Origin of the sequence: Acidovorax sp. LjRoot38 (assembly GCF_964252975.1) — a bacterium.
Taxonomy (GTDB): domain Bacteria; phylum Pseudomonadota; class Gammaproteobacteria; order Burkholderiales; family Burkholderiaceae_C; genus Acidovorax; species Acidovorax facilis.
This window is the reverse complement of sequence record NZ_CAXUPT020000007.1, coordinates 171,283-192,025: the sequence shown is the minus strand read 5'-3', so window position 1 is coordinate 192,025 and position 20,743 is coordinate 171,283. Positions and strand designations below refer to the sequence as shown.

General features: G+C 66.4%; 21 protein-coding genes and 1 pseudogene. 11 read left to right on the top strand and 11 right to left on the bottom strand.

The window, feature by feature from the left end; all coding sequences use genetic code 11:
• Positions 1–20: 20 nt before the first annotated feature.
• Positions 21–749 carry a hypothetical protein gene (locus tag ACSQ22_RS15045; RefSeq protein WP_218301530.1) on the top strand — a complete coding sequence of 243 codons (729 nt, stop codon included), beginning with the start codon at positions 21–23 and terminating at the stop codon, positions 747–749.
• Positions 750–829: 80 nt separating this feature from the next.
• On the opposite strand, the gene ACSQ22_RS15040 is transcribed toward ACSQ22_RS15045, so the two are convergent.
• Positions 830–1,783, bottom strand: a complete 954-nt coding sequence (locus tag ACSQ22_RS15040; RefSeq protein ID WP_121508398.1) for an AEC family transporter — start codon at positions 1,781–1,783, stop codon at positions 830–832.
• Positions 1,784–1,924: 141 nt separating this feature from the next.
• On the bottom strand, positions 1,925–3,205 hold the full coding sequence (locus tag ACSQ22_RS15035) for an ABC transporter substrate-binding protein (protein WP_436130779.1): 1,281 nt from the start codon (positions 3,203–3,205) through the stop codon (positions 1,925–1,927).
• Positions 3,206–3,538: 333 nt separating this feature from the next.
• Between ACSQ22_RS15035 and ACSQ22_RS15030 the strand changes: the two genes are divergently transcribed.
• The 4 genes from ACSQ22_RS15030 (at position 3,539) to ACSQ22_RS15015 (ending at position 8,113) form a co-directional block, all read left to right on the top strand.
• On the top strand, positions 3,539–5,629 hold the full coding sequence (locus ACSQ22_RS15030) for an ATP-dependent helicase (RefSeq protein WP_121508396.1): 2,091 nt from the start codon (positions 3,539–3,541) through the stop codon (positions 5,627–5,629).
• 44 nt (positions 5,630–5,673) lie between these two features.
• Complete coding sequence (locus ACSQ22_RS15025) at positions 5,674–6,162, top strand: hypothetical protein (RefSeq protein ID WP_436130778.1); 489 nt, start codon at positions 5,674–5,676, stop codon at positions 6,160–6,162.
• Positions 6,159–7,358, top strand: a complete 1,200-nt coding sequence (locus ACSQ22_RS15020; RefSeq protein WP_121421353.1) for a phospholipase A — start codon at positions 6,159–6,161, stop codon at positions 7,356–7,358. The genes ACSQ22_RS15025 and ACSQ22_RS15020 overlap by 4 nt, the downstream gene beginning before the upstream one ends.
• 368 nt (positions 7,359–7,726) lie before the next feature.
• The gene (locus ACSQ22_RS15015) at positions 7,727–8,113 is read left to right on the top strand and encodes a hypothetical protein (protein ID WP_055392926.1); all 387 of its coding nucleotides are present in this window, start codon (positions 7,727–7,729) and stop codon (positions 8,111–8,113) included.
• 70 nt (positions 8,114–8,183) lie between these two features.
• Here the strand turns inward: ACSQ22_RS15015 and ACSQ22_RS15010 are convergent, their stop codons facing one another.
• Positions 8,184–8,663: a universal stress protein gene (locus ACSQ22_RS15010; protein ID WP_436130777.1), complete on the bottom strand. Its 480-nt coding sequence runs from the start codon at positions 8,661–8,663 to the stop codon at positions 8,184–8,186.
• Between the two features lie 109 nt (positions 8,664–8,772).
• Here ACSQ22_RS15010 and tgt point away from each other — a divergent pair, with 109 nt between their 5' ends.
• From tgt to ACSQ22_RS14985, 5 genes are all read left to right on the top strand, one after another.
• Positions 8,773–9,945, top strand: coding sequence for a tRNA guanosine(34) transglycosylase Tgt (gene tgt / locus ACSQ22_RS15005; RefSeq protein WP_436130776.1), 1,173 nt, complete (start codon positions 8,773–8,775; stop codon positions 9,943–9,945).
• A 109-nt stretch (positions 9,946–10,054) separates the two neighbouring features.
• Complete coding sequence (locus ACSQ22_RS15000; protein ID WP_228899054.1) at positions 10,055–10,531, top strand: hypothetical protein; 477 nt, start codon at positions 10,055–10,057, stop codon at positions 10,529–10,531.
• Between the two features lie 111 nt (positions 10,532–10,642).
• A complete protein-coding gene (locus ACSQ22_RS14995) occupies positions 10,643–11,779 on the top strand; it encodes a diguanylate cyclase (RefSeq protein WP_436130775.1) in 1,137 nt (378 codons plus the stop codon).
• 54 nt (positions 11,780–11,833) lie between these two features.
• Positions 11,834–12,403: a LuxR C-terminal-related transcriptional regulator gene (locus tag ACSQ22_RS14990; protein WP_436130774.1), complete on the top strand. Its 570-nt coding sequence runs from the start codon at positions 11,834–11,836 to the stop codon at positions 12,401–12,403.
• 135 nt (positions 12,404–12,538) lie between these two features.
• On the top strand, positions 12,539–13,936 hold the full coding sequence (locus ACSQ22_RS14985) for a sensor domain-containing diguanylate cyclase (protein WP_436130773.1): 1,398 nt from the start codon (positions 12,539–12,541) through the stop codon (positions 13,934–13,936).
• A gap of 73 nt (positions 13,937–14,009) precedes the next feature.
• Here ACSQ22_RS14985 and ACSQ22_RS14980 read toward each other — a convergent pair whose 3' ends face one another.
• The 8 genes and pseudogenes from ACSQ22_RS14980 to ACSQ22_RS14945 form a co-directional block, all read right to left on the bottom strand.
• Entirely contained in the window at positions 14,010–14,462 is a 453-nt protein-coding gene (locus ACSQ22_RS14980) for a helix-turn-helix transcriptional regulator (protein WP_436130835.1), read from the bottom strand.
• A 39-nt stretch (positions 14,463–14,501) separates the two neighbouring features.
• Positions 14,502–14,825, bottom strand: a pseudogene (locus ACSQ22_RS14975) (AraC family ligand binding domain-containing protein); the annotation flags it as partial.
• Positions 14,816–15,259, bottom strand: a complete 444-nt coding sequence (locus tag ACSQ22_RS14970) for a DUF2000 family protein (protein WP_436130772.1) — start codon at positions 15,257–15,259, stop codon at positions 14,816–14,818. The pseudogene ACSQ22_RS14975 and the gene ACSQ22_RS14970, both read right to left, overlap by 10 nt.
• Positions 15,252–16,043 carry an acetoacetate decarboxylase family protein gene (locus tag ACSQ22_RS14965; protein WP_436130771.1) on the bottom strand — a complete coding sequence of 264 codons (792 nt, stop codon included), beginning with the start codon at positions 16,041–16,043 and terminating at the stop codon, positions 15,252–15,254. The genes ACSQ22_RS14970 and ACSQ22_RS14965 overlap by 8 nt, the downstream gene beginning before the upstream one ends.
• Positions 16,044–16,166: 123 nt before the next feature.
• The gene (locus ACSQ22_RS14960; RefSeq protein WP_436130770.1) at positions 16,167–17,222 is read right to left on the bottom strand and encodes a serine endopeptidase; all 1,056 of its coding nucleotides are present in this window, start codon (positions 17,220–17,222) and stop codon (positions 16,167–16,169) included.
• A gap of 77 nt (positions 17,223–17,299) precedes the next feature.
• A complete protein-coding gene (locus tag ACSQ22_RS14955) occupies positions 17,300–18,094 on the bottom strand; it encodes a DUF2145 domain-containing protein (protein WP_436130834.1) in 795 nt (264 codons plus the stop codon).
• Positions 18,095–18,165: 71 nt separating this feature from the next.
• A complete protein-coding gene (locus ACSQ22_RS14950; RefSeq protein WP_436130769.1) occupies positions 18,166–18,651 on the bottom strand; it encodes a hypothetical protein in 486 nt (161 codons plus the stop codon).
• A gap of 122 nt (positions 18,652–18,773) precedes the next feature.
• Positions 18,774–19,262, bottom strand: coding sequence for a YiaA/YiaB family inner membrane protein (locus ACSQ22_RS14945; protein ID WP_116748108.1), 489 nt, complete (start codon positions 19,260–19,262; stop codon positions 18,774–18,776).
• 295 nt (positions 19,263–19,557) lie between these two features.
• Between ACSQ22_RS14945 and ACSQ22_RS14940 the strand changes: the two genes are divergently transcribed.
• The gene (locus ACSQ22_RS14940; RefSeq protein WP_436130768.1) at positions 19,558–20,739 is read left to right on the top strand and encodes a saccharopine dehydrogenase family protein; all 1,182 of its coding nucleotides are present in this window, start codon (positions 19,558–19,560) and stop codon (positions 20,737–20,739) included.
• Positions 20,740–20,743 lie beyond the last annotated feature (4 nt).

Genomic DNA, 20,743 nt, shown 5'->3' with positions numbered 1-20,743 from the left:
ATAGTCAGAAAGCCCTTCCAATGACAGCCATTGTTCGTGCCCTGATCTTGCTGCTCCTCCTGGCGGGGGGAACCGCCGTGCGTGCCCAGAACCTGCTCACCAACGGCAACTTCGAGGCCGGCCTGGCTGGCTGGAGTACCTGGACGGCGCCGCCGGGCTTCTGGGACGGCACCTGGATACACAGCAACGACTGCGATATCTGGGTGCCCACCCAGTGCCCGTTCGGAGGCGCCGGAACGTCCCACGCGCAGAAAAAAGGCAGTGGCGCGGGCAATGCACACGGGGGCCTGTTCCAGACCGTGGCGGTCACGCCCGGGCGGGTGTACCGGCTGCGCGGCGCCTGGTCGGGGGGCGTCACGGGCAATGCCGGCGGCAACGCCACCTGGTGGGAAGTGGTGGCCTACGACGGCGCCGTGGGCGCAGCCACCATCGACGCGGCGCCCGGCCCGCTGGATACGCTGATTGCCCGGCGCGACGTGTCGAACCTCGCGCTCAACGGCGTCTTCCAGTTCCAGTGGGAGCCCTTTGACGGCACCTTTACGGCGACCTCCAGCCAGGTGACCATCGCACTCAAAACCGGCAGCTTCTTCACCTTCGACGCGGCGGGCTACCACGACGACCTGGTGCTCGAAGAAGTGGCCTCCAGCAACATCCCCGTCAACTCGCCCTGGGCGCTGGTGGTGCTTTGCCTGGGGCTGCTGGCGACCGGCGCCTGGATGCGGCGCGGCCCGGGAACGCGGCGCGGGTAGAAGGCAGCGCCAAAAATTCAAGCATTTTGGGCCGCCAGCGCTTTATGGAAAAGCGCCAATAGCTATCATAAATATAGCAATCAGGTCAGCAACGCCACCGCTGCTGAAAAGCTCAGAAACGCCAGCGCCGTGGACACCAGAATGATCCGCGCCACACGCCCATTGTTGGCGCCGAACTTTTCGGCCAGCAGCGAGACGTTGCTGGCGCTGGGCAGCGCGGCCAGCAGCACCAGCACCGTCAGCGCAAAAGGCGTGAGCGGCACCCCCATCGCCATGCCCGCCGTGCCCACGCCCCACACCAGCAGCGGGTGCACCAGGAGCTTGGCCAGCGCCACCGGCACATAATCGCGCGCGGGCACCTGCTCGTGCTGGTTCATCTGCGAACGCGCCAGCACGGCGCCAATGGTGAACAGCGCCACAGGCGAGGCCGCGTCGGCCAGCATGGCGATGGTCTTGTCGACCGGGCCGGGCAGCTTGAACTGCAGGGCCGAGGCCAGTGCGCCCAGCGCGATCGACCAGGGCATGGGATTGGTCGCCATGCCCTTGAAGGCGTTCTTCAGCGCCACCCCCACGCCGTGGGTGCCCGCACCATCCAGGCGCGAGAGCGCAATACACAGCGAGCTGGTGATGACCATGTCCACCACGATGGTGACGATGGCAGGGCCCGCGCTTTGCGCCCCCAGCAGCGCGACCAGCAGCGGCACGCCCATGAAGCCGGTGTTGGGAAAAGCGGCCACCAGCGCGCCAAAGGCTGCGTCGTTCCAGCCGATGTGCGCCTTGCGCGTGAGCGCCACCGTGGCGCCCACCATCACCAGCGCACAGAGCACATACACGCCCGCCACGGCCGGGTCCAGCAGCTGGGCGATGGGTGTGCTCGCGCCAAAGCGGTACAGCATGCAGGGCAGTGCAAAGTACAGCACGAAGGCGTTGAGCCCCGGGATGGCCGGCTGGGGAAGCACTCCGCGCCGGGCGGCGAGATAGCCGCAGAGCACCAGCGCAAAGAAGGGGAAGGTGATGAGAAGGACGGAGAGCACGGTCCCATTGTCCTTGCTGCGCCTGCGGCCGGGGTCTGCGGCGCCCGGTGTGGTCAGCGCAAAGTCAGGTGGGGGCCATCACCCATGGCGAATGCACGGCAAGGATCTCCAGCCAGCGTTGCGGTTGAAGGCGCATCCACTTCACTGCTTGCGCTGGATGATCAGGTTGCGCTTGGCGTCTTCGGGGTAGGCAAAGGTGATGGCGCCGTTCTTGACCATGCCCATGACCAGCATGTTGCGCGTGATCGCGTCCTTGTCCTGCACGCTGAAGGGCTTGTCGTAGGTGGTGACCACGCCGTAGTAGGTCTTCATCTTGCCCTCCAGCGACTCCTTGATGGCTTTGCCGGTGAGGTTGCCGTCGCGGATGCCGAGGAAGGAATACATCAGCAGGTAAGTGGCGTCGTAGGCGTTGGCCGCTGCCATGGGCACGGCCACCTTGCCATGGTACTTGCGGGTGTAGCTCGACAGGAACGATGCACGGCGCTCGTTGCTGGGCTCGGCGATGAAGGTCTGCACCATGAGCGCGCCCTCGGCCGCGTCCTTGGCGCCTTCGAGGAAGAAGGGGAAGGACAGTGGCCACGGCCCCACCTGCGGCACCTTCCAGCCCAGGGCCTTCTTGCCGTTGGCGATGGTGGCGTTTTCCGGACCCACGGTGTAGCTGTAGACCACGTTGGCGCCCGCGTTGCGCGCGGCGGTCAGCTCGGCCGTGAGGTCCTTCACCCCCAGGTCAAAACGCGCCACATGCACGGGCTTGAGGTTTTTGGCCGCCAGCGCGGCCACCACGTCGTTGTAGCCGCCTTCGCCATAGCCGGTCTTGTCGGCAAAGATGGCGACCTTGTCCCAGCCGCGCTTGACGATGTCGTCCACCAGGAAGGGCGCCTGGATCGCGTCGCGCGCCTGCACGCGGAAGATGTAGCTGTCGGGCGCGGGGTATTTGGCCGTCACGGCAGTGCCCGTGGCGCAGGGCACGATGAGGGGGCTAGAGGCGCCCTGGAACAGGTCGATGGCCTTGAGCGCCACGCCGGTGTTGCAAAAGCCGATGGTGGCGACCACTTTTTCATTGAGAAGCTCTTGCGACACCTTACGCCCCTGGTCGGGGTCGGCCGTGTCGTCCTTGACGACCAGTTCCAGCGGGCGGCCCAGATAGCCGCCCACGGCATTGATTTCGTCCACCGCCAGCTTGATGCCGTTGAGCATGGGCACGCCAAAATCGGCCGATGGCCCGGTGAACGGCCCCACGACCCCCACGCGCACAGGCACGGTGCTGCCGATCTGGGCCTGTGCCGGCAGCAGGGCCGTGCAGGCCAATACACCGGATGCCACCACAGCGCTCCATGCGCGAAGGTGCACACAGCGGCGGCGTGCGTCCGGGATGCCCGATGCGGCGGTCTGAGCGGTGGAGGGCTGGTCAGTGGGGTTCATGGCGGGGCTCGGTTCTCTACACCAGCATCCCGGCAAGAGATGCACTGGCCTGCGAGTATCAAATTGTGAAAACAAAGCCCCTAGCGGGGTTTCCCGGAGCGTCCGGCCCGCCAGGTGCTAGTGGCGCCCACCCGTCAGGGGCCTGTCAGCCGCCCGCCCGGCACACGCGGTCCACCCCGACTGGGCACGGGCTAGACAGGCTGCCGGACCGCGCCGGTATCATTGCGCCCTTGCGCGGCCTGACCCGGCCGCGCCACCATCAGCCCCTGGGCATGCGCCGCCCACACCCGCCCTCCCTGTCCCGCTCCCCGCTGCTCTGCTGCCCTCCCTCCCATGTCTGCCGGTCTCAATCTCGCCCAGCTCCAGGCTGTCCACTACACCGACGGGGCTTGCCTCGTGCTGGCCGGGGCGGGCTCGGGCAAGACGCGGGTGATCACCATGAAGATCGCCCACATGATCGAAAAGGGCATGGACCCCAAGCGCATTGCGGCCATCACCTTCACGAACAAGGCTGCCGCCGAAATGCGCGAGCGCGCCAAGGGCCTGATCGGCCGGCGCGCCAAGGATGTGCTGGTGTGCACCTTCCATGCCCTGGGCGTGCGCATGGTGCGCGAGGACGGCCATGTGCTGGGCCTCAAACCCCAGTTCAGCATCCTCGACGCCGATGACGTAACGGGCATCCTGAAGGAAGCCTCGGGCGGCACCACCGACATGGCCACCGCGCGCCAGTGGCAGTGGGTCATCAGCAAGTGGAAGAATATGGGCCTGACCTCCGAGCAGGCGCTGGCCCAGGCGGCGGACGACAACGAACGCATCATCGCCACGCTGATGGCCCGCTACGAAGAGCGCCTGGCGGCCTACCAGAGCGTGGACTTTGACGACCTGATCGGCATGCCGCTGCGGCTGCTGCGCGACTTCCCGGAGGTGCGAGCCAAGTGGCAGGCTGCCCTGGGCCATGTGCTGGTGGACGAGTACCAGGACACCAATGCCACGCAGTACGAGCTGCTCAAGCTGCTGGTGGGCGAAAAGGGGCACTTCACCGCCGTGGGCGACGACGACCAGTCCATCTACGGCTGGCGCGGCGCGACGCTGGACAACCTCAAGAAGTTGCCGGTGGACTACCCCCACCTCAAGGTCATCAAGCTGGAGCAGAACTACCGCTCCACCAGCGCCATCCTGCGTGCGGCCAACAACGTGATCGGGCCCAACCCGAAGCTGTTCCCCAAAACCCTGTTCAGCGAACTGGGCGAAGGCGAGCCCGTGCGGGTGGTGGACGCCGACAGCGAAGAACACGAAGCCGAGCGCGCCGTGGCCCGCATCCAGAGCCTGCGTGCGGCCAGCAACCCGCCACCGGACTGGAAGAGTTTTGCCATCCTGTACCGCGCCAATCACCAGGCCAAGCCGTTCGAGAAGGCGCTGCGCAAGGCCAATATTCCGTACAAGGTGTCGGGCGGCACCAGCTTTTTCGACCGCGCCGAAATCAAGGACCTGTGCGCCTGGTTTCGCCTCTGGATCAACAACGACGACGACCCGGCGTTTCTGCGCGCCATCACCACGCCCAAGCGCGGCATCGGCCACACCACGCTGGCGGCTCTGGGCGCGTTTGCCACGCAGCACAAGCAGAGCATGTTCGGCGCGCTGTTCAACGGCATGCTGCCAGCGGCGGTGCCCAAGCGTGCCATGGACGGCCTGCACGAATTTGGCCGCTACATCAATTACCTGGAGTACAGCGCCCGCCGCACCCATGGCGCCGAAGAGGCCCGCGCCTTTCTGAACGAATGGCTCAAGGAAATTGGCTACGAGCAGCACCTGTACGACAACGAAGACAGCGAAAAAGTGGCGGCCGCCCGCTGGAGCAACGTGATGGAGTTCTGCGACTGGATGGCCCAGCGCGCGGGCGGGCAGATCGACGATACGGCCGGTGCCGTGGTGGCCAAGGAGACCAAGAGCCTGCTGGAGGTGTCGCAGACCATTGCGCTGCTGTCCACCATCAGCGAGCGCGAGCAGGAGCAGGACATGGTCACGCTCTCGACCCTGCACGCCAGCAAGGGGCTGGAGTGGCCCCACGTGGTGCTGGTGGGCGTGACCGAGGGCATGCTGCCCTTCAAGCTCGACGACGACGAAGGCCGACAGCAGAAGGTGAGCGACGACACGCTGCAGCGCCTGCAGGAAGAGCGCCGCCTGATGTACGTGGGCATCACCCGCGCCCAGCGCACCCTGGCCGTGAGCTGGACCAAGCGGCGCAAGAAGGGCCGCGAGATGGTGGCCGCGCAGCCCAGCCGCTTCATCGCCGAAATGGGCCTGGACAAGACCACCGCCCGCGAAGACCCGCGCGAGAAGCTCAAGGCATTGCGCGCCGAATTTGCGGCCAAGGCCCAGGCCACCACCGCAGCCACTGCAGCCGCAGCCGCCACCCCGGAATGAGCGCCCCACCGCAGCCACGGCACCCACCACAACGCACTCCACCCATGGCGCCCGACACCCACCGACACACGCCGCTGTTGGCAGTTGCTTTTGTTTTGATAGCTATCAGCGCTTATCCTACAAGCGCCAGTAGCCAGAATGACCCAAAATCCACGGCAGCATGCCCGTCGGCGGCAGACATCGACCACCAGCACCTGCAAGGGCGCTGGCTGGCCCAACTGCAGGGCGCATCCCCGGATGCACCTGGCGCCACCGCCACACTGCAACTGGGCCCGCATCCCGAGCTGGCACAGAGCGTGCGTGGCACCGTGCAGAGAAATGGCGCCACGGCGCAGGTCAGTGGAGACGTCGATGGCGGCGACCTGACGCTGGAAGAATCGATCAATGGCACGAACATCAGCGCCACCTGGACAGGCCAGGTGGTCGATGGAAGTTGCGGCAAGGAAATACGCGGAACATGGAACAACGCCAACCCCACCCCTTCGGCCCCCTCGGCTCCTTTTGTGCTGCGCAAGCAGGTGGGCTGGCAATGACGGCCGCGCCAGCCTCACCTCGCCGCAGCGGCGGCCACCGGCGTGGCACGCTGGCCCTGCTGGTGGCCGCTGCGCTGGCGCCTGCCGGCGCCGCGCTGGCGCAGACCCCGCCTGCTGGCGGCTCGGCCACCCCGAGCGGCGACGCTGCTTGGCGCCGCTGCGCCGCCCTGTCCAGTGACAATCAGGCGCGCCTGGCCTGCTTTGACCAGTGGGCCACCGACCAGCAAGGCTGGAACGCGCCTGGCGCCACGGCGTCGGCCTCGACAGACGTGCCGCCCCCGGTGGACACCACGCTACCCGCCACCCGTGTGATTGACGTGGCCCGCACCGAGGGCTGCCGCGATCCGCAGTACAGCGACCTCTCGCGCTTCTGGGAACTGGAGTCGGGCAGCGACTGCGGCACCTTCAGCTTCCGGGGCTACCGGCCCATCACCGTGTCGGTGGTGGCGTCAAGCAATGTGAACCGCCAGCCCACGTCGGATGCAGCCGACCATTCGGCCACCGAGTCCACGCCCTACCGCCGCACCGAGAACCGCATCCAGCTGTCGGTGCGTACCAAGGTTGCGCAAGGGCTGCTGACCCAGGGACATCCCACGCTCAAGGACTCGGTGTGGTTCGGCTACTCCCAGCAGTCGTACTGGCAGCTGTTCACCCCCGAGATCTCGCGCCCCTTCCGCGCCACCGACCACGAGCCCGAGGTCATGTATGTCTACCCCACCACGGCACAACTGCCGTTTGGCTGGAAGTGGCGCTACAGCGGCATCGGACTGGTGCACCAGTCCAACGGCCAGAGCAAGCCCCTGTCGCGCAGCTGGAATCGCGCCTACCTGATGACGGGCATGGAGCTGGGCAACAGCGTCAGCGTGAACGCGCGCATCTGGAAGCGCATCCCCGAAAGCTCGGGCAGCGACGACAACCCCGGCATCAGTGACTACATCGGGCGGGGTGAGCTGTCGGCATTCTGGAACGTCAACAAGGAGAACACGGTGGGCGCCACGCTGCGCCACTCGTTGTCGAGCAGCGACCGGGGCTCGGTCCGCCTGGAATGGCTGCAGACCGTGGGCACGGGCCTGTTTGGCAACAAGAGCAACCTGCGCCTGCACACGCAGCTGTTCAGCGGCTACGGCGACAGCATGATCGACTACAACCGCAAGCGGACCGTATTCAGCGTGGGGTTGAGTCTGGTGGACTTCTAGAGTCCATCCCCCTGAGGCGCTGCGCACCGTCCCCCTTCTCTCGAATGGCTGCGCCATTCGGGAAGGGGGACGCAGCCCTCGCTGCAGGGCGGCCCTTGCTCGGCTGCCCGCGCCTGGGGCTGCGCCAGTCTCACAGGCTGCGCACAAGGCAAAGCGCAGCGAACTCCGCGCTGGATTGTTCACAACTCGTTACGACATCGTCCTCAAGTTTTGTGTGACGGCGCCGACAGGCCGCCACAATGGCACGCGCACAGAAACCGGCGTGGCCATCTGTGAGAGGCGTTCAAAAAGAGCCCCTTTCCCACCGTTTTACCTGCCATTGCCCGCACCGTGCGCCCTCGACAATGCCGACAAAGAGGAACACACCCATGGACATGCAATACCAGCTCAAGGCAGGCAGCTACTACCTCTACGACATGCGCGAGGCGCCCAGTGCCGTCACGGGTGAGCGCAGGTTCAAGCTCAAGACCGACACGGTGGCCATTGCGTTCGATGCGCACACGGGCGAGGTACACCAGCATGGCAGCCCCACGCGCATCCAGTCCTGGGCCAACAACACGCGCCGCCGCCTGCGCGCTGCTGGGGCGCAGGACATGGCCAACGACATCGTGGTGGTGTCGGGCCCACTGCCGGTGGACGAACTCAACAAATGCCTGTGGGTGCGCGGCTATGTGCGCCGCATGTTCTCGCGCCTGGCCACCTTGCCCCACGGCAAGCTGCAGCGCCCTGCGGAGCCGTTTCGCAAGGCAGCGTGAAACCAGGCGAGCTTCCTCAAAGATCCCGATCAGGGCCGCACACAGCGGCCCTTTTCTTTTCTGGGAGCGCTCAGGCCTCCGGGTCCTCGGCCACGTCGCTGTCTGTGTTCTCCAGCACCTCGGCGTGTTTGACGATGGTCACCGGCACCGGGCTGGCATGCGCCACCTCCTGCGACACCGAACCCAGCAGCGCACTGGTGATGGCGCCCTGGCCCTTGGCGCCGATGATGACCATGTCGCAGCCCGAGCGCTCGATCATGTCCACCAGCGTGTGCGCCACATCGCCCACACCCACATCGGTTTCATAGGCCACCCCGGCCGCGTCGAGCAGCGCGCGCGCCGACGCCATGAGATGGTCACCCGCCTCCAGGCTGGCGGCGGCGATCAGGTCGGGGTCGCGCGTGGTCACCAGTTCGTACAGCGTGGCGGGCTCCTGCACATTGGCCAGCACCATGGTGGCCTGGAGCCCCTGGCCCACCAGCGCCAGTGCGTGGTGCACGCCATCCAGGGAGAGTTCGGAGCCGTCCACGGCGATGAGGATTTTGAGCATGGTGTTCTCCTTGTAGTACCGTGGTCCAGTGTAGCCACGGCCTCGTCGAAAACCCGTCCATAACCTTGAGCGAGGTCAGGGTAGCCTGTCTGGGACAATGCCGCCCATCATGCTGCAGTTCGACCTCCTCAAAACCGACCCCACCAGCCACGCACGCCGTGGCACGCTCACGCTCAACCATGGCGTGGTGCAGACCCCCATCTTCATGCCCGTGGGCACCTATGGCACCGTCAAGGGCGTGATGCCCCGCAGCCTGCACGACATGGGCGCGCAGATCATTTTGGGCAACACCTTCCACCTGTGGATGCGCCCGGGCCTCGACGTGATGCAGAGCTTTGGCGGCCTGCACGGCTTTGAGAAGTGGGACAAGCCCATCCTCACCGACTCGGGCGGCTTCCAGGTCTGGAGCCTGGGCGCCATGCGCAAGATCACCGAAGAAGGCGTGACCTTTGCCAGCCCCGTGAACGGCGACAAGCTCTTCATGTCGCCCGAGGTGAGCATGCAGATCCAGACCACGCTCAACTCCGACATCGTGATGCAGCTCGATGAGTGCACGCCCTACGAAACCAAGGGCCACAAGACCACCGAGGCAGAGGCGCGCAAGAGCATGGAAATGAGCCTGCGCTGGGCCAAGCGCTCGCGCGATGAATTCGAGCGGCTGCAGAACCCCAACGCGCTCTTCGGCATCGTGCAGGGCGGCATGTTCAAGAACCTGCGCCAGGAGTCGCTGGAGCGCCTGGTCGAGATGGACTTCCCCGGCTACGCCGTGGGCGGCGTGAGCGTGGGCGAGCCCAAGGACGAGATGCTGGACATCATGGCCCACACGCCGCACCGCCTGCCCGCGCACAAGCCGCGCTACCTGATGGGCGTGGGCACGCCCGAGGACCTGGTGCAGGGCGTGGCCGACGGCGTGGACATGTTCGACTGCGTGATGCCCACCCGCAACGCACGCAACGGCACGATGTTCACGCGTTTTGGCGACCTGAAGATCCGCAACGCACGCCACAAGGCCGACCACCGGCCGATGGACACCAGCTGCACCTGCTACGCTTGCGCGGGCAGTTCGGGCGTGTCGTGGGACGATGGCGGGCGCGAGGGCTTCAGCCGCGCCTACCTGCATCACCTGGACCGCTGCGGCGAGATGCTGGGCCCCATGCTCACCACCGTGCACAACCTGCACTACTACCTGAACCTGATGCGCGAGGTGCGCGAGTCGCTGGACGCGGGCACGTTCGCCGAATTCCGTGCACGCTTCAAGACCGAGCGCGCACGGGGCGTATAAGCACAGCCAATAGCTATAAAAATGATAGCTATTAGCGCTTGATAGATAAGCGCCAGAGGCCAAAATCATCCAAAAACTCCTGCACCACCTGCTGCGCTGGCCCGCCCGCATGCTGACCGGCCTGGGCAGCGGGCTGCTGGCGCTGCTGATCCTGTTCGAGGAATGGGGTTGGGAGCCGCTGCAGCGCCTGCTGGCGCGCATCGGCCGCTGGCCCGGCCTGCGCTGGATTGAAGGCTGCGTGCGCGCCCTGCCCCCCTGGGCGGCGGTAGCGGTGTTTCTGCTGCCCACGGCACTGCTGCTGCCCGTCAAGCTGCTGGCCCTGTGGGCGGTGGGCCGGGGGCACGTGGTACTGGGCATGCTGGTGATCGTGCTGGCCAAGGTAGTGGGCACCGCCGTGGTGGCGCGGCTGTTCAGCCTGACCCAGCCCGCCCTGATGCAGCTGCACTGGTTTGCCTGGACCTATGCCCACTGGATGCGCCTCAAGCACGCGGTGCTGGAGCGCGCCCGCGCCTCGTGGGCCTGGCGTGTGGCGCGGGTGGTGCGGCGGCAATGGCGGCTGCGCTGGCACAGGCTTCGCGCCAGGTAATGTTGGGGAGCGCCAGGGTAGCGCCCGCCGCTGTTTTGCTGCCAAGATATGCGCTCCCGCCAAAGCCCTCCCCAACGTCATCCCCCACCGCCACCGCATTGCGACATGGGTATGCAGCTTGACCTCCCGACCATCCTCCTGCTCTACAAGACCGCGCTGGTGGCGGGGGCGCTGAGCATCTTTCATGTCAGCCGCCATTCGTGCCGCCCGCAAGGGCTCAAGCCCCTGGCAGCCGCCTACCTGCTGCTGGCCGTGGGTGCCGAACTGGCAGGCCAGGGTGAATATTCCATGCTGCCGCTCTGGTTCTGGACCCACACCAGCCTGCTGCTCGGGGCACTGGGGTACACCCTCTTCTGGGCAGGTGCACGGGCACTGAGCGGCCGCAGGCGCGTCCTGCCTGCGGTGCTGATACTGGTTCCCGGAGGCTGGCTGGTGCTGGGCCTGGTCACGCAGTTTCCGCTGGACAACCTGCTGCGCGCAGGCGCCTTCCACCTGACCGCCGCAGTGTCACTGACCGCGGCAGCCTGGGAGGTGTGGCACGACCGCCGCACCGAATCCCTGCCATCGCGTCCCCTGCTGGCCGGGCTGCTCCTGGCCAGCGCGGGCACCTTTGCCCTGCAGCTGTTGTACATCGCCACGCACACCGCCAGCCCACAGGGTTTTGCGCTGGCATTCTCCGTGCAGATGTTCTGCCACTTTGGCGTTGCGCTCATGGTCTCGTCCCTCTCCAACGAGCGCGCCGAAGTGCGCCTGGAAAAAGTGGCGCAGACCGACACGCTCACGGGCGTGGGCAACCGCCGCTGGGCCATGTCCATGCTGCCCGCGCGGCTGCCCGTGGGCAGCGCCATCGCGCAGCTCGACCTGGACCACTTCAAGCACATCAATGACCGCTTCGGCCATGCGGCGGGCGACCGCGTGCTGGTCGCCACGGCCGACGCACTTCGCCACCAGCTGCGCGATTCGGACCTGCTGGCCCGCATGGGCGGTGAAGAGTTCCTGGTCTACCTGCCGGACGCCAGCGCCAGTGCTGCAAGCGCCATCGCCCAGCGCCTGTGCGGGGCCGTGCAGCAGATCCGGCTGTCCGAGCTGGGCGAGGACATCCCCATCACCGTGAGCATTGGACTGGCCTGCGTGACCTCCGCCGGCGGAACCTGGGCCGACTGGCTGGCTGCGGCCGACCGGGCGCTCTACGACGCCAAGCGCGCGGGCCGCAACCGCGTGGTGACAACGCACGAGCGCACTGCCTGAAACCGGTCCTTCTCACCCGAGCCGCGCCGCTGACCTGCGGCAGAATCCCACCCCATGCCCGCACCGCCCTATGCCGCCCTGAACGAAGCGCTGGAGCTGGCCTTTAACCTGGCCCCGGTGGGCATGTGCGTGACGCGCGAGCGCAGCATCGAGATCTGCAACGACGCCTTTGCCCACATGTTCGGCCACCAGCAGGCCGAGCTGCTGGGCCAGCCGCTGGCGCCGCTGTACCCTTCGTTCGAAGAGTTCACCCACACGGGCCACCTGGGCCTGCAGGCGATGAAGGCGTCGGGAAGTTATGCGGATGAGCGCATCATGCGACGGCGCGATGGCTCGCTGTTCTGGTGCCACGTGGTGGGCCGGGCACTGGACCGGTCGGACCCGTTTGCACGGGCGGTGTGGATGTTCGAGGACATCTCGCACCGCCGCCCCGTGAGCACGCCGCTGACCCTGCGCGAGCGCGAAATCGCCCAACACATCGTCACCGGCGCCACCAGCAAGCAGATCGGGCGCTACCTGGACATCAGCCACCGCACGGTGGACGCCCACCGCGCGCGGCTCATGCGCAAACTGGGGGCCAGCAGCACGGGGGAGCTGGTGGCGCTGCTGCTGGGCAACACCTGAGAGCTGGCAACGATCTCACAGGCAATCATCAACAATTGTTTCCCCAGCCAACGCTGCGGAGTCTCCCGCGCACCCGGCCCGGGGACAATCGGCACTGACGCGCGCGCCGCTCCCCGCCCATCAACTGCTGTCCCCATGTACCGCCCTTTTTTGCTCCACCGCCCGCTTTCGCCGCCCCTGGCCTGGCTGGGTTTGTCCGTGCTGATCTTCGCCGCCTGCCTGGTGGGCATCTTTGCGCGGCCCATCGGTTTTCTGTCGGTCTTCTGGCCCGCCAATGCGCTGCTGCTGGGCCTGCTGGTGCGTTATCCCAGGCTGGCGCGCCCGCCAGCCTGGGTAGCTGCCGCCGTGGGCTATGTGGCGGCAGACCTGGTGACGGGCAGCTCCTGGTCCATGGCCCTGTGGCTCAACGGCGCCAACCTGCTGGGCGCCACCGCGGGCTGGCTGGTGTTGCGTCGGCTGGACGAACGCATCCGGCGCCTGCAACGCACCATCTCTGCCCTCTACCTGCTGCTGGCTGCGCTGGCAGCCAGTGCCGTGGGGGCACTGGCTGGCTGCGGCGCCGCGCCGGTCTACTTCAACAGCCCGTGGACCGACCTGCTGTCCCTGTGGTTCAGCACCGAACTCATGAACTACATGCTCATCGTGCCGGTGGTGCTGGCCGCGCCGCGCGCCGACGACCCGCCGCCCGCAACGCAGGAGGTGCCCCTGATCTGGCGTGTGGCACCCGTCAGCTCGCTGCTGCTGGCCGAAGGCGTGCGCACCGTGATCGGGGGGCCCGGCATGCTGGCCTTTGTGGTGCCAGGGCTGCTGTGGTGCGCGCTCAGCTACAGCCCGTTTGTCTCTAGCCTGCTGTCGCTGGTGGTGTGCCTGTGGACCATGGCCGGCGTGGCCACCGGCGTGCTCAACTTCACACCTGCCCATGCCAGCGACGTGTTCTCGCTGCGTGTGGGCGTCACGCTGCTGGCACTGGGGCCGCTGGCCGTGGCCTGCGCCAGCGCGGCGCGCGCAGAGGCCCTGCGCCGCCTGGACCACGCCGTGCGCCACGACGACCTGACCGGTGTGCTTGCGCGGCGCGCGCTGCTCAAACAAGGCGACCGCCTGCTGGTACGCTACCAGCGCGAGTCCACCGGGCTGGCGGTGATGATGGTGGACGTGGACCATTTCAAGCAGGTCAACGACCAACACGGGCATGGCGCGGGCGACCGGCTGCTGGTCAGCATTGCCCAGACCATGGCGCGCGCGCTGCGCCCCCACGACGCCCTGGGCCGCATGGGTGGCGAGGAGTTTGCTGCCGTGCTGCCCGGAGTGTCCCCCACCGAGGCCCAGGCCATTGCCGAGCGCGTGCGCAGCGCCGTGGAGCATCAGGCGCTTGACCCAGTAGAGGACGGCCCCCAACGCGCCACCGTCAGCATTGGCCTGGTGCACAGCGCCACCATGGGCTCGGACGCCGACATGGACACCCTGCTGCTGGCGGCCGACGCAGCGTTGTACCGCGCGAAGGCAGAGGGCCGCAACCGGGTGATGGTGGGATGAAAACAAACGCAGCGTCGATGCCAAGGCATCGGTGCTGCCAACGCCCACTGCGATCAAGACAAGAGTGCTGTGTCTACTTTATGGAAGCAGCCTGGTCGCGCTCCGCGTCACGGGACATCGCACGCACCAAGTCACCGGGCGTGTAGCCGAATGTGCGCCGGAACCAGCGCGTGAAGTGCGCCTGGTCAGAGAACCCACATTCCGCCGCCACAGAGGCCACCGGCTCGCCGTTCATGACCAGTTGTTTTGCACGGAGCAGGCGGACGGCACGCAAGTACTCCCGGGGCGCCATGCCCAGCCACTGCCTGAGCACCCGATGCACACGCTCCCGGCTGACAGCGCAGTGCCTCGCCAACCCAGAGACCGTCTGTTCGCCACCCAGGACGGCAGACCGCACCCCCTCGATGAGCATACGTACCGCCTTGGTGGGGATGGGATCAGCAGCGCTTCGGTCCAGCGGTAGCGCATCGGCAAGAAGGGGCACTGCGCTGTCCAGCCAGGCTCGCACATCGTTTGCGCAGGCCATCCGCGCGGCTGCACCAGCAAGCCCAGGGGCGCGTATTGCGCCGCTGCGATCAGGCCCTGCGAGACCCCACTGTGCCAAATAGGGGGGCGGAACATACAACATGACCAGGTGCACGGCACCTGTGTGCGCAGGATCGGTCAGCGCCCCCACGTGAACGACACCTGGCCGTATCACAATCAAATCACCGGCACGCGCGACAAACGGACGTCCGGCAACGCTGCAGCAGCATTGACCCTCCAGCACAGCGCCGAAAGACCACTCTTCATGCCAGTGTGGCACCCACTCCTGTTCAGGCTGCTGATGGTGCACCTGCGCAAGATCGGACAGGTGCAGACGTCGCACTTCAGATCGATTCAACGCCATAGCGGCAGGCTCCCAGTCATGCTGCTCACCCAACGCTTTGCGCCGACCAAACCGACACCGAGCATAGCCTCTTCAGCGTGCGACACCAGACCATGGCGGTGCCAGTATTCGCTGCTTTCGTGGATGGCATGCGCATAGGCTGGAAATAGTGAAATACGGCCATTGTCCTGCGCTGTCCCTTCGGTCAGGCGCCTGAGCAGCGCATTCATCGCAGTGACTGGCGCCTTCAGGATGGTGATGGGCACATGTGAGGACGACACAGATCTCCATCCAGATGCATCGACCAGTGCCCGGCCAGCCCAGTCCGGGCGCGAGGCTGCCAAGCCTGCGGCAATGCACGCCGCAATGTTGGCAGCAGGCCCGGGCGCCAGATCCGCCGCCAGCACTATGGCCACCTTGGCCGGATCGGCAGGGGCAGACAACGCGTCAGGCATCGCGCGCTCCCGCCACGGTGAGCCCCAACCAGCCCGCACTGGCGTCCTCAACCACCAAGTCGCCCAGCAGGCCAATGTCCTCTCCTGGGTGCGAAGCCATGCGAAGGCAGGCAGAGACTTCATGCCAGCAGCCCCCCGTGCGCGCCACGATGTCTGGCTTGACAAGCGCCAACTCGGGAAACTGTTCAGGCTGCCGCAGATCGGCCCAGCCCACGGCACCAATGGTCGCTTGCGTCAGAAATCCCAGCGGTCGTCCTGGCTGGCCGGTGAACTCCGCATGCGCCTCAAACAGGCGGCGGTCTTTCACCGCAAGGCTGGCGCCCAGTTTGCTCCCCCTGCGCAAAGGTGCCGCTGCGGGGTGGTCCAGCGGCAAGCTGCGCGTCAGCCAGGTGCTGCCCATCTTCTTGGGCCACCCCTGCAGCAGCCCCCGCACCATGGAGATATCCTGGTCAACCCAGATGGCAGGACAGTACATGCAGCGGCTCCCGTCAGGCCGTTCAATCTCCAGCACCACAATGGTTTCTCGGTACTGCGACAGCACTGGATCAAACAATTCATGGCCGTCTGTACAGGCCTGCCAGTCGGCAAAGTGCACACACCCTGTGCCCATCGGCCTGCCAACAGCATCAGGAACCAGAGGCACAGCCGCTAGTGCGTCGAACCGAAAGGCCACGTTGAGCAACCAGCCCGCGTAGTGCCAGGGTGGCGGACGCACCAGCGCGGAGCGGCCGGTGATCGTGAAGGGAGCGGTGAAACTTTGGTGGGGCCAATGGTGGGAATGCATGCCGACGATTCTGGCCAGTCAGTCGCGCTTCCGATAGAACGGATGTGAACATCGCAGGCGCGCAGGGGGCCCAACGCGCCGCACAGGGCGGCAGGGCCCAGGGACACGACCGATTCACCTGCGTCAGTCTTCGCTCGCCAATTTCACCCCCGCCCCCGTGCCGCAGGCATGGCAAAAGCGTGCAAAAGCGCTCTTGCGGGTACTGCAGTGGCCGCAATGGTCGAACAGCCCAATGCCGCAATGCGGGCAAAAGTCGATCTTCTCGTTTTTCAGGTCCACCGGCCGCTCGCAGCCAGGGCACACGCTTTTGGCCAGGCGGGCCAGGGCGACGTCGTAGCTCAGCTCCTTGCGGCGCTCTTGGTCGGGCAGGGTTTCGGCCAGCTTCTGGCGCTCCAGGTAGCGGTTGAGCGCCAGGATGGCGTAGCGCCCCACCACGGCCGTCACGGCAATGCCCACCACGTAGCGCACATAGCCGCCGTAGCTGGGCAGATAAGGCACCAGCTCCACAAAGAAGGCAAACAGCCCAAAGAAGATGAAGCCCCACACAAACGGCCAGTAGGTGCTCTTGCGCTGCCTGACGAACAGCCAGCCCGCAACCGCCAGCAACGGCAGCGTGAGGGCCAGGCGATAGAGGAACACCCGCAGCTCGACCTTGCGGCGCTCGGCATTGAGCTTCACGTAGCCGTCGGACTCCATGCGGTTCAACTGCTCCTGCCGGGCGGCTGCGGTCTGGCGGGCATCGAGCGCAGCCTGCTGCTGCGCCTCCACCGCCTGCTGGGTCTTGCGTTCGGCGAGCTTGAGCACGTCCAGCGCCTGGGTGCGCGCCAGCACCTCGGGGTCCTGATCGGCGCGCTGCGTGGCGCTGCGGGTGGACAGCCAGTTGTTGAAGCTGTCCCTCTCGGCCTGCACCTCGCTGCGCACCTTGCTGCGCTGCAGCTGGGCCTGCTCCAGCGCGGTCTGCGCATCCTGCTCGGCCTGGCGCGCTGCTTTGACCTCGGCGCGCAGCTTGTCGGCTGCGGCTTTATCCAGAAAGTCGTCCACCCGCAGCGGGGTCTCGACTTTGGGCAGATCGCCCACGATGGTGCCGCCCAGCCCGATGAGGAAGCTGGCAAACACCAGCGCCACCAGCCACAGGCCACGGCGAAACCATTTTTCAGACAGCCGCAGTGATTTGCTCATGATCGTTCCTCTCTGGAAATGCTATGCAATCGATAGCTTCCAGCGCTTACCAAGCATGCGCCAGAGGCCATTTTTATTCAATTTTTTACCGCCAGCACCGCTGGCGGTGCCGCCAGTTGCGCGCGCTGCAGCCAGGCCAGCACCGAGTCGACGGTGACGGTTTCGATGCGGTCCGAAAACCGCTTTTCGTTAGGGTGGTCGTCAAACGCAATGTTGGCCGAGCCGACCCGCCCGCCCATGCGCGTGAGCGGCCCGAGCTTGAGCGCGGTGGGCTCGTAGCCCTTGAACTGCAGCCAGGCCTGCGCCTGGTCGCGCGAGCGCACGGTGGCGGGCTCCATGGCCATCGCCAGGGTCTCCAGCGCCCACTGGTTGGACTGCTGGTATTTGCGGCCCCACGCGTAGCTGACCATGCTGTAGGGTGGGTGCTGCAGCGTCTTGGTGCGGCCCTTGTCCAGCAGCACGGCCAGCAGGCGCTGCTGCACCTCGGGCGTGGGCACAGCGTAGACGGCTTCGTAGCGCCACAGGTCGTCCAGGAAGAATTCCCCCAGGCCCTGGCGGTACAGGTGCCCCAGGGCCGTGCCACATTCGTTGAGCTTGTGCTCCACGCGCCAGGGGCCTTCGGCCGTCTTGTAGGCCCAGCCCATGTGCGAGTAGCGCAGGCCGTATTTGCTCAGGTCCTGCCCCGCACGGGCCAGCGCCACCACCTGTGCACCCGACCTGGCGTGCTCGGCGTCGAGCGCGGCCGAGGTCTGCTCGGCCAGTTTCATGCCGCGCTCGATCACCTGCGGGGGCACGGGCTTGCGCGATTCGCACGAGCGCCCGGCCTGGGCCGGGGTGGTAGCCAGCAGCGCGGCACCGGCGAGGAACACCATGCCCACGACGGCAGGGATGCGCTGGGCGGGGCTGCGGCCAAGGTTCAGGGCTTTCACCATCGTGCCGCTCCTCAAAGACGCTCGTTGTGCAGCAGCGCACGGCCGATGGCGTTGGGTACAAAGGCAATGGCCTCGCCCGCCGCCGACAGGATCACGCCCGAGCCGATCACGCTGCAGGTCACCACCGTGCCCACCGCATAGGCCGAGCCCGCCACGCCACGGCCGACCACTTCCACGCTCACCTGGGCGCCGTCCGAGGCTCGCTCCAGCAGGTACACCGTGCCCACGGCCGAGGCCTCCACCGCCCGCACCGTCAGCACCGCGCCACCCACCGACAACGCGGCTGGCACCGTCACCACCGCACCTGCGGCGGCCGATGCAACAGACGCCGTGCCCACCACCGAGGCCACGGGCAGCAGCGACAGCGCGGCAGAAGCCTCGCTTTGCGCCCGGGCTGGGGCGGCAACCACCAGGGTCGCACACACCAAACTGACGGCCAGCAGGGCGCGGGGCAGGCGGGCAGCAAAGCCCCACGAAGAAAACTTGGCATTCATCATCATTCACTCCTCAAGGTACGGCCCGCCCACACACCCAAGGTACGGAACAGACCGGGTCGAAAGACCAGAAAGAAATTCATCCACAACGGCGGCTGATTGCCGCCTGCGCATACCGGTTGCGATCAGTTCGCGCTGTGGTTCTGGGCGGCTGCCTGGGCAGCTTCGCGGCGGCCTTGCAGGCGGGCTTCCATCAGATCGGCTTCGTGGCGATCGCGCAGCATCTTGGCCAGCGTGAAGGCGGTGGTGATCAGGTACAGCCAACTGACGCCCAGGAACGCCTTGTAAGTCCCATTGATGTCCATGCTCATCAGGCCCCAACCCGTGAGGCCCATGGCCACCGCAAAGCCGCCCCACACCACCAGCTTCCACATAGGGGTGTCGCCACCGCCACGGCGCGAAGCGCTTTCGTTGTCCCGCACAAACTTGGCCAACACAAACGCGGCCGAGAGGCAGAACACGTAGCCCATCACCATGAAGGCCTGCTCCAGTTGCTCGCCAGGCAGCCATGCCAGGCCCACGGCACACAGAAAAACCGCGATGCCGAACGAGACCCACACCTGCAACTGCCAGGCCTTGGTGTCACGCTGAACAACGATGGGAGAAGAAGACATTGCAGTGGTGCCCCGGGGGGACGTTGGTTGAACACGGAGCGAATGGTGCCCAGACGTAACTTGCGTGTCTGCATTGAACCGTAACAGTGGCTACCCGCAGGCTACCCGGTATCGTTTGGCGGTACTTTTTCTCGAAAAAATAGCCGAAGTCCGTTGTTCTCGCCCTACGCAGCCCCTGCAACGCACCTGCGCGACAGAGCCTGCAGGCCCCGCCAAAGACAATGGCAGCCCCCCCGGCGTGGCAGCCCCTGACCGCTGCGCGTGCTTGCTTTTTTGATGGACGGAGACCCACACCATGACCAAACCCTTTGACCTCGTCGTCCACGGCGCTACCGGCTTCACCGGCCGCCTGGTGGTCGAATACCTGCTCCAGCGCTACCCCGCTGGCAGCGGCCTGCGCTGGGCCATGGGCGGGCGCAATGCCGACAAACTCGCCGCCGTGCGCGACGAAGTGGGCGCACCGGCCGACACTCCGCTGGTCGTGACCGACACCAGCAACCCCGCCAGCCTGCAAGCGCTGATGGATTCCACGCGCCTGGTGCTGACCACGGTAGGCCCCTACCAGCTCTATGGCAACGAACTGGTGGCCGCCTGCGCGAAGGCTGGTGTGGACTATGTGGACCTGTGCGGCGAGCCCGCCTGGATGCGCCAGATGATCGACGCGCACGAAGCTGCGGCCAAGGCCAGCGGCGCGCGCATCGTGTTCTCGTGTGGGTTCGACTCGATCCCGTTTGACCTGGGCGTGTTCCTGCTGCAAAAGGAATTTGCCCAGCGCTTCGGCCACCCCGCACCGCGCGTGCGCGGCCGGGTGCGCAAGATGAAGGGCACCTTCTCTGGGGGCACGGCCGCCAGCCTCAAGGCCACCATGGCCGCGGCTGCCACCAACCCTGCGGTGCTGGATTTGCTGAAGAACCCGTTCTCTCTCACGCCCGGGTTTGAAGGGCCGCGCCAGCCAACCGGCCACAAACCCATGGTGGACGAGGCGCTGGGCGATGGAATCTGGGTGGCCCCGTTTGTAATGGCCGCCATTAACACGCGCAACGTGCACCGCTCCAACTTCCTGTTGCAGCACGCCTATGGCACCGACTTTGTCTACGACGAAATGCTCATCACCGGCCCTGGCGAAAAGGGCGAGGCCATCGCCAACGCGGTGGCGGGCGACAAGTCGCTGGGCTCGGACAAAGGCCCCAAGCCCGGCGAAGGCCCTTCGCGCGAAGAACGTGAGAACGGGTTCTACGACGTGCTGTTCCTGGGCACCGACGATGCGGGCAACAGTTTGCGCGTGGGCGTGAAGGGTGACCGCGACCCGGGTTATGGCTCCACGTCCAAGATGATCACCGAGGCCGCCGTGTGCCTGCTGCAGGATGCCACGGCGACCCCGGGCGGCATCTGGACCACGGCGCCTGCGCTGGGCGACAAGCTGATCGCGCGGCTGCAGGCGAATGCGGGCCTGAGCTTTGCGGTGGAAACGGTGTGAACAC

Coding starts and splice junctions, on each gene's coding strand:
- ACSQ22_RS14955 (WP_436130834.1), bottom strand. CDS start 18,094: ATGGTGTTCCTCGCCGGTGCCGCGCTGCTGGCTACCACCCCGGCCCAG.
- ACSQ22_RS14980 (WP_436130835.1), bottom strand. CDS start 14,462: ATGGCCTGCGCAAACGATGTGCGAGCCTGGCTGGACAGCGCAGTGCCC.
- ACSQ22_RS15015 (WP_055392926.1), top strand. CDS start 7,727: ATGGACATGCAATACCAGCTCAAGGCAGGCAGCTACTACCTCTACGAC.
- ACSQ22_RS15020 (WP_121421353.1), top strand. CDS start 6,159: ATGACGGCCGCGCCAGCCTCACCTCGCCGCAGCGGCGGCCACCGGCGT.
- ACSQ22_RS15035 (WP_436130779.1), bottom strand. CDS start 3,205: ATGAACCCCACTGACCAGCCCTCCACCGCTCAGACCGCCGCATCGGGC.
- ACSQ22_RS15045 (WP_218301530.1), top strand. CDS start 21: ATGACAGCCATTGTTCGTGCCCTGATCTTGCTGCTCCTCCTGGCGGGG.
- ACSQ22_RS14965 (WP_436130771.1), bottom strand. CDS start 16,043: ATGCATTCCCACCATTGGCCCCACCAAAGTTTCACCGCTCCCTTCACG.
- ACSQ22_RS15030 (WP_121508396.1), top strand. CDS start 3,539: ATGTCTGCCGGTCTCAATCTCGCCCAGCTCCAGGCTGTCCACTACACC.
- ACSQ22_RS14995 (WP_436130775.1), top strand. CDS start 10,643: ATGCAGCTTGACCTCCCGACCATCCTCCTGCTCTACAAGACCGCGCTG.
- ACSQ22_RS14990 (WP_436130774.1), top strand. CDS start 11,834: ATGCCCGCACCGCCCTATGCCGCCCTGAACGAAGCGCTGGAGCTGGCC.
- ACSQ22_RS14945 (WP_116748108.1), bottom strand. CDS start 19,262: ATGTCTTCTTCTCCCATCGTTGTTCAGCGTGACACCAAGGCCTGGCAG.
- ACSQ22_RS14970 (WP_436130772.1), bottom strand. CDS start 15,259: ATGCCTGACGCGTTGTCTGCCCCTGCCGATCCGGCCAAGGTGGCCATA.
- ACSQ22_RS14960 (WP_436130770.1), bottom strand. CDS start 17,222: ATGAGCAAATCACTGCGGCTGTCTGAAAAATGGTTTCGCCGTGGCCTG.
- ACSQ22_RS15010 (WP_436130777.1), bottom strand. CDS start 8,663: ATGCTCAAAATCCTCATCGCCGTGGACGGCTCCGAACTCTCCCTGGAT.
- ACSQ22_RS14950 (WP_436130769.1), bottom strand. CDS start 18,651: ATGATGAATGCCAAGTTTTCTTCGTGGGGCTTTGCTGCCCGCCTGCCC.
- ACSQ22_RS14985 (WP_436130773.1), top strand. CDS start 12,539: ATGTACCGCCCTTTTTTGCTCCACCGCCCGCTTTCGCCGCCCCTGGCC.
- ACSQ22_RS15000 (WP_228899054.1), top strand. CDS start 10,055: ATGCTGACCGGCCTGGGCAGCGGGCTGCTGGCGCTGCTGATCCTGTTC.
- ACSQ22_RS14940 (WP_436130768.1), top strand. CDS start 19,558: ATGACCAAACCCTTTGACCTCGTCGTCCACGGCGCTACCGGCTTCACC.
- ACSQ22_RS15025 (WP_436130778.1), top strand. CDS start 5,674: ATGGCGCCCGACACCCACCGACACACGCCGCTGTTGGCAGTTGCTTTT.
- tgt (WP_436130776.1), top strand. CDS start 8,773: ATGCTGCAGTTCGACCTCCTCAAAACCGACCCCACCAGCCACGCACGC.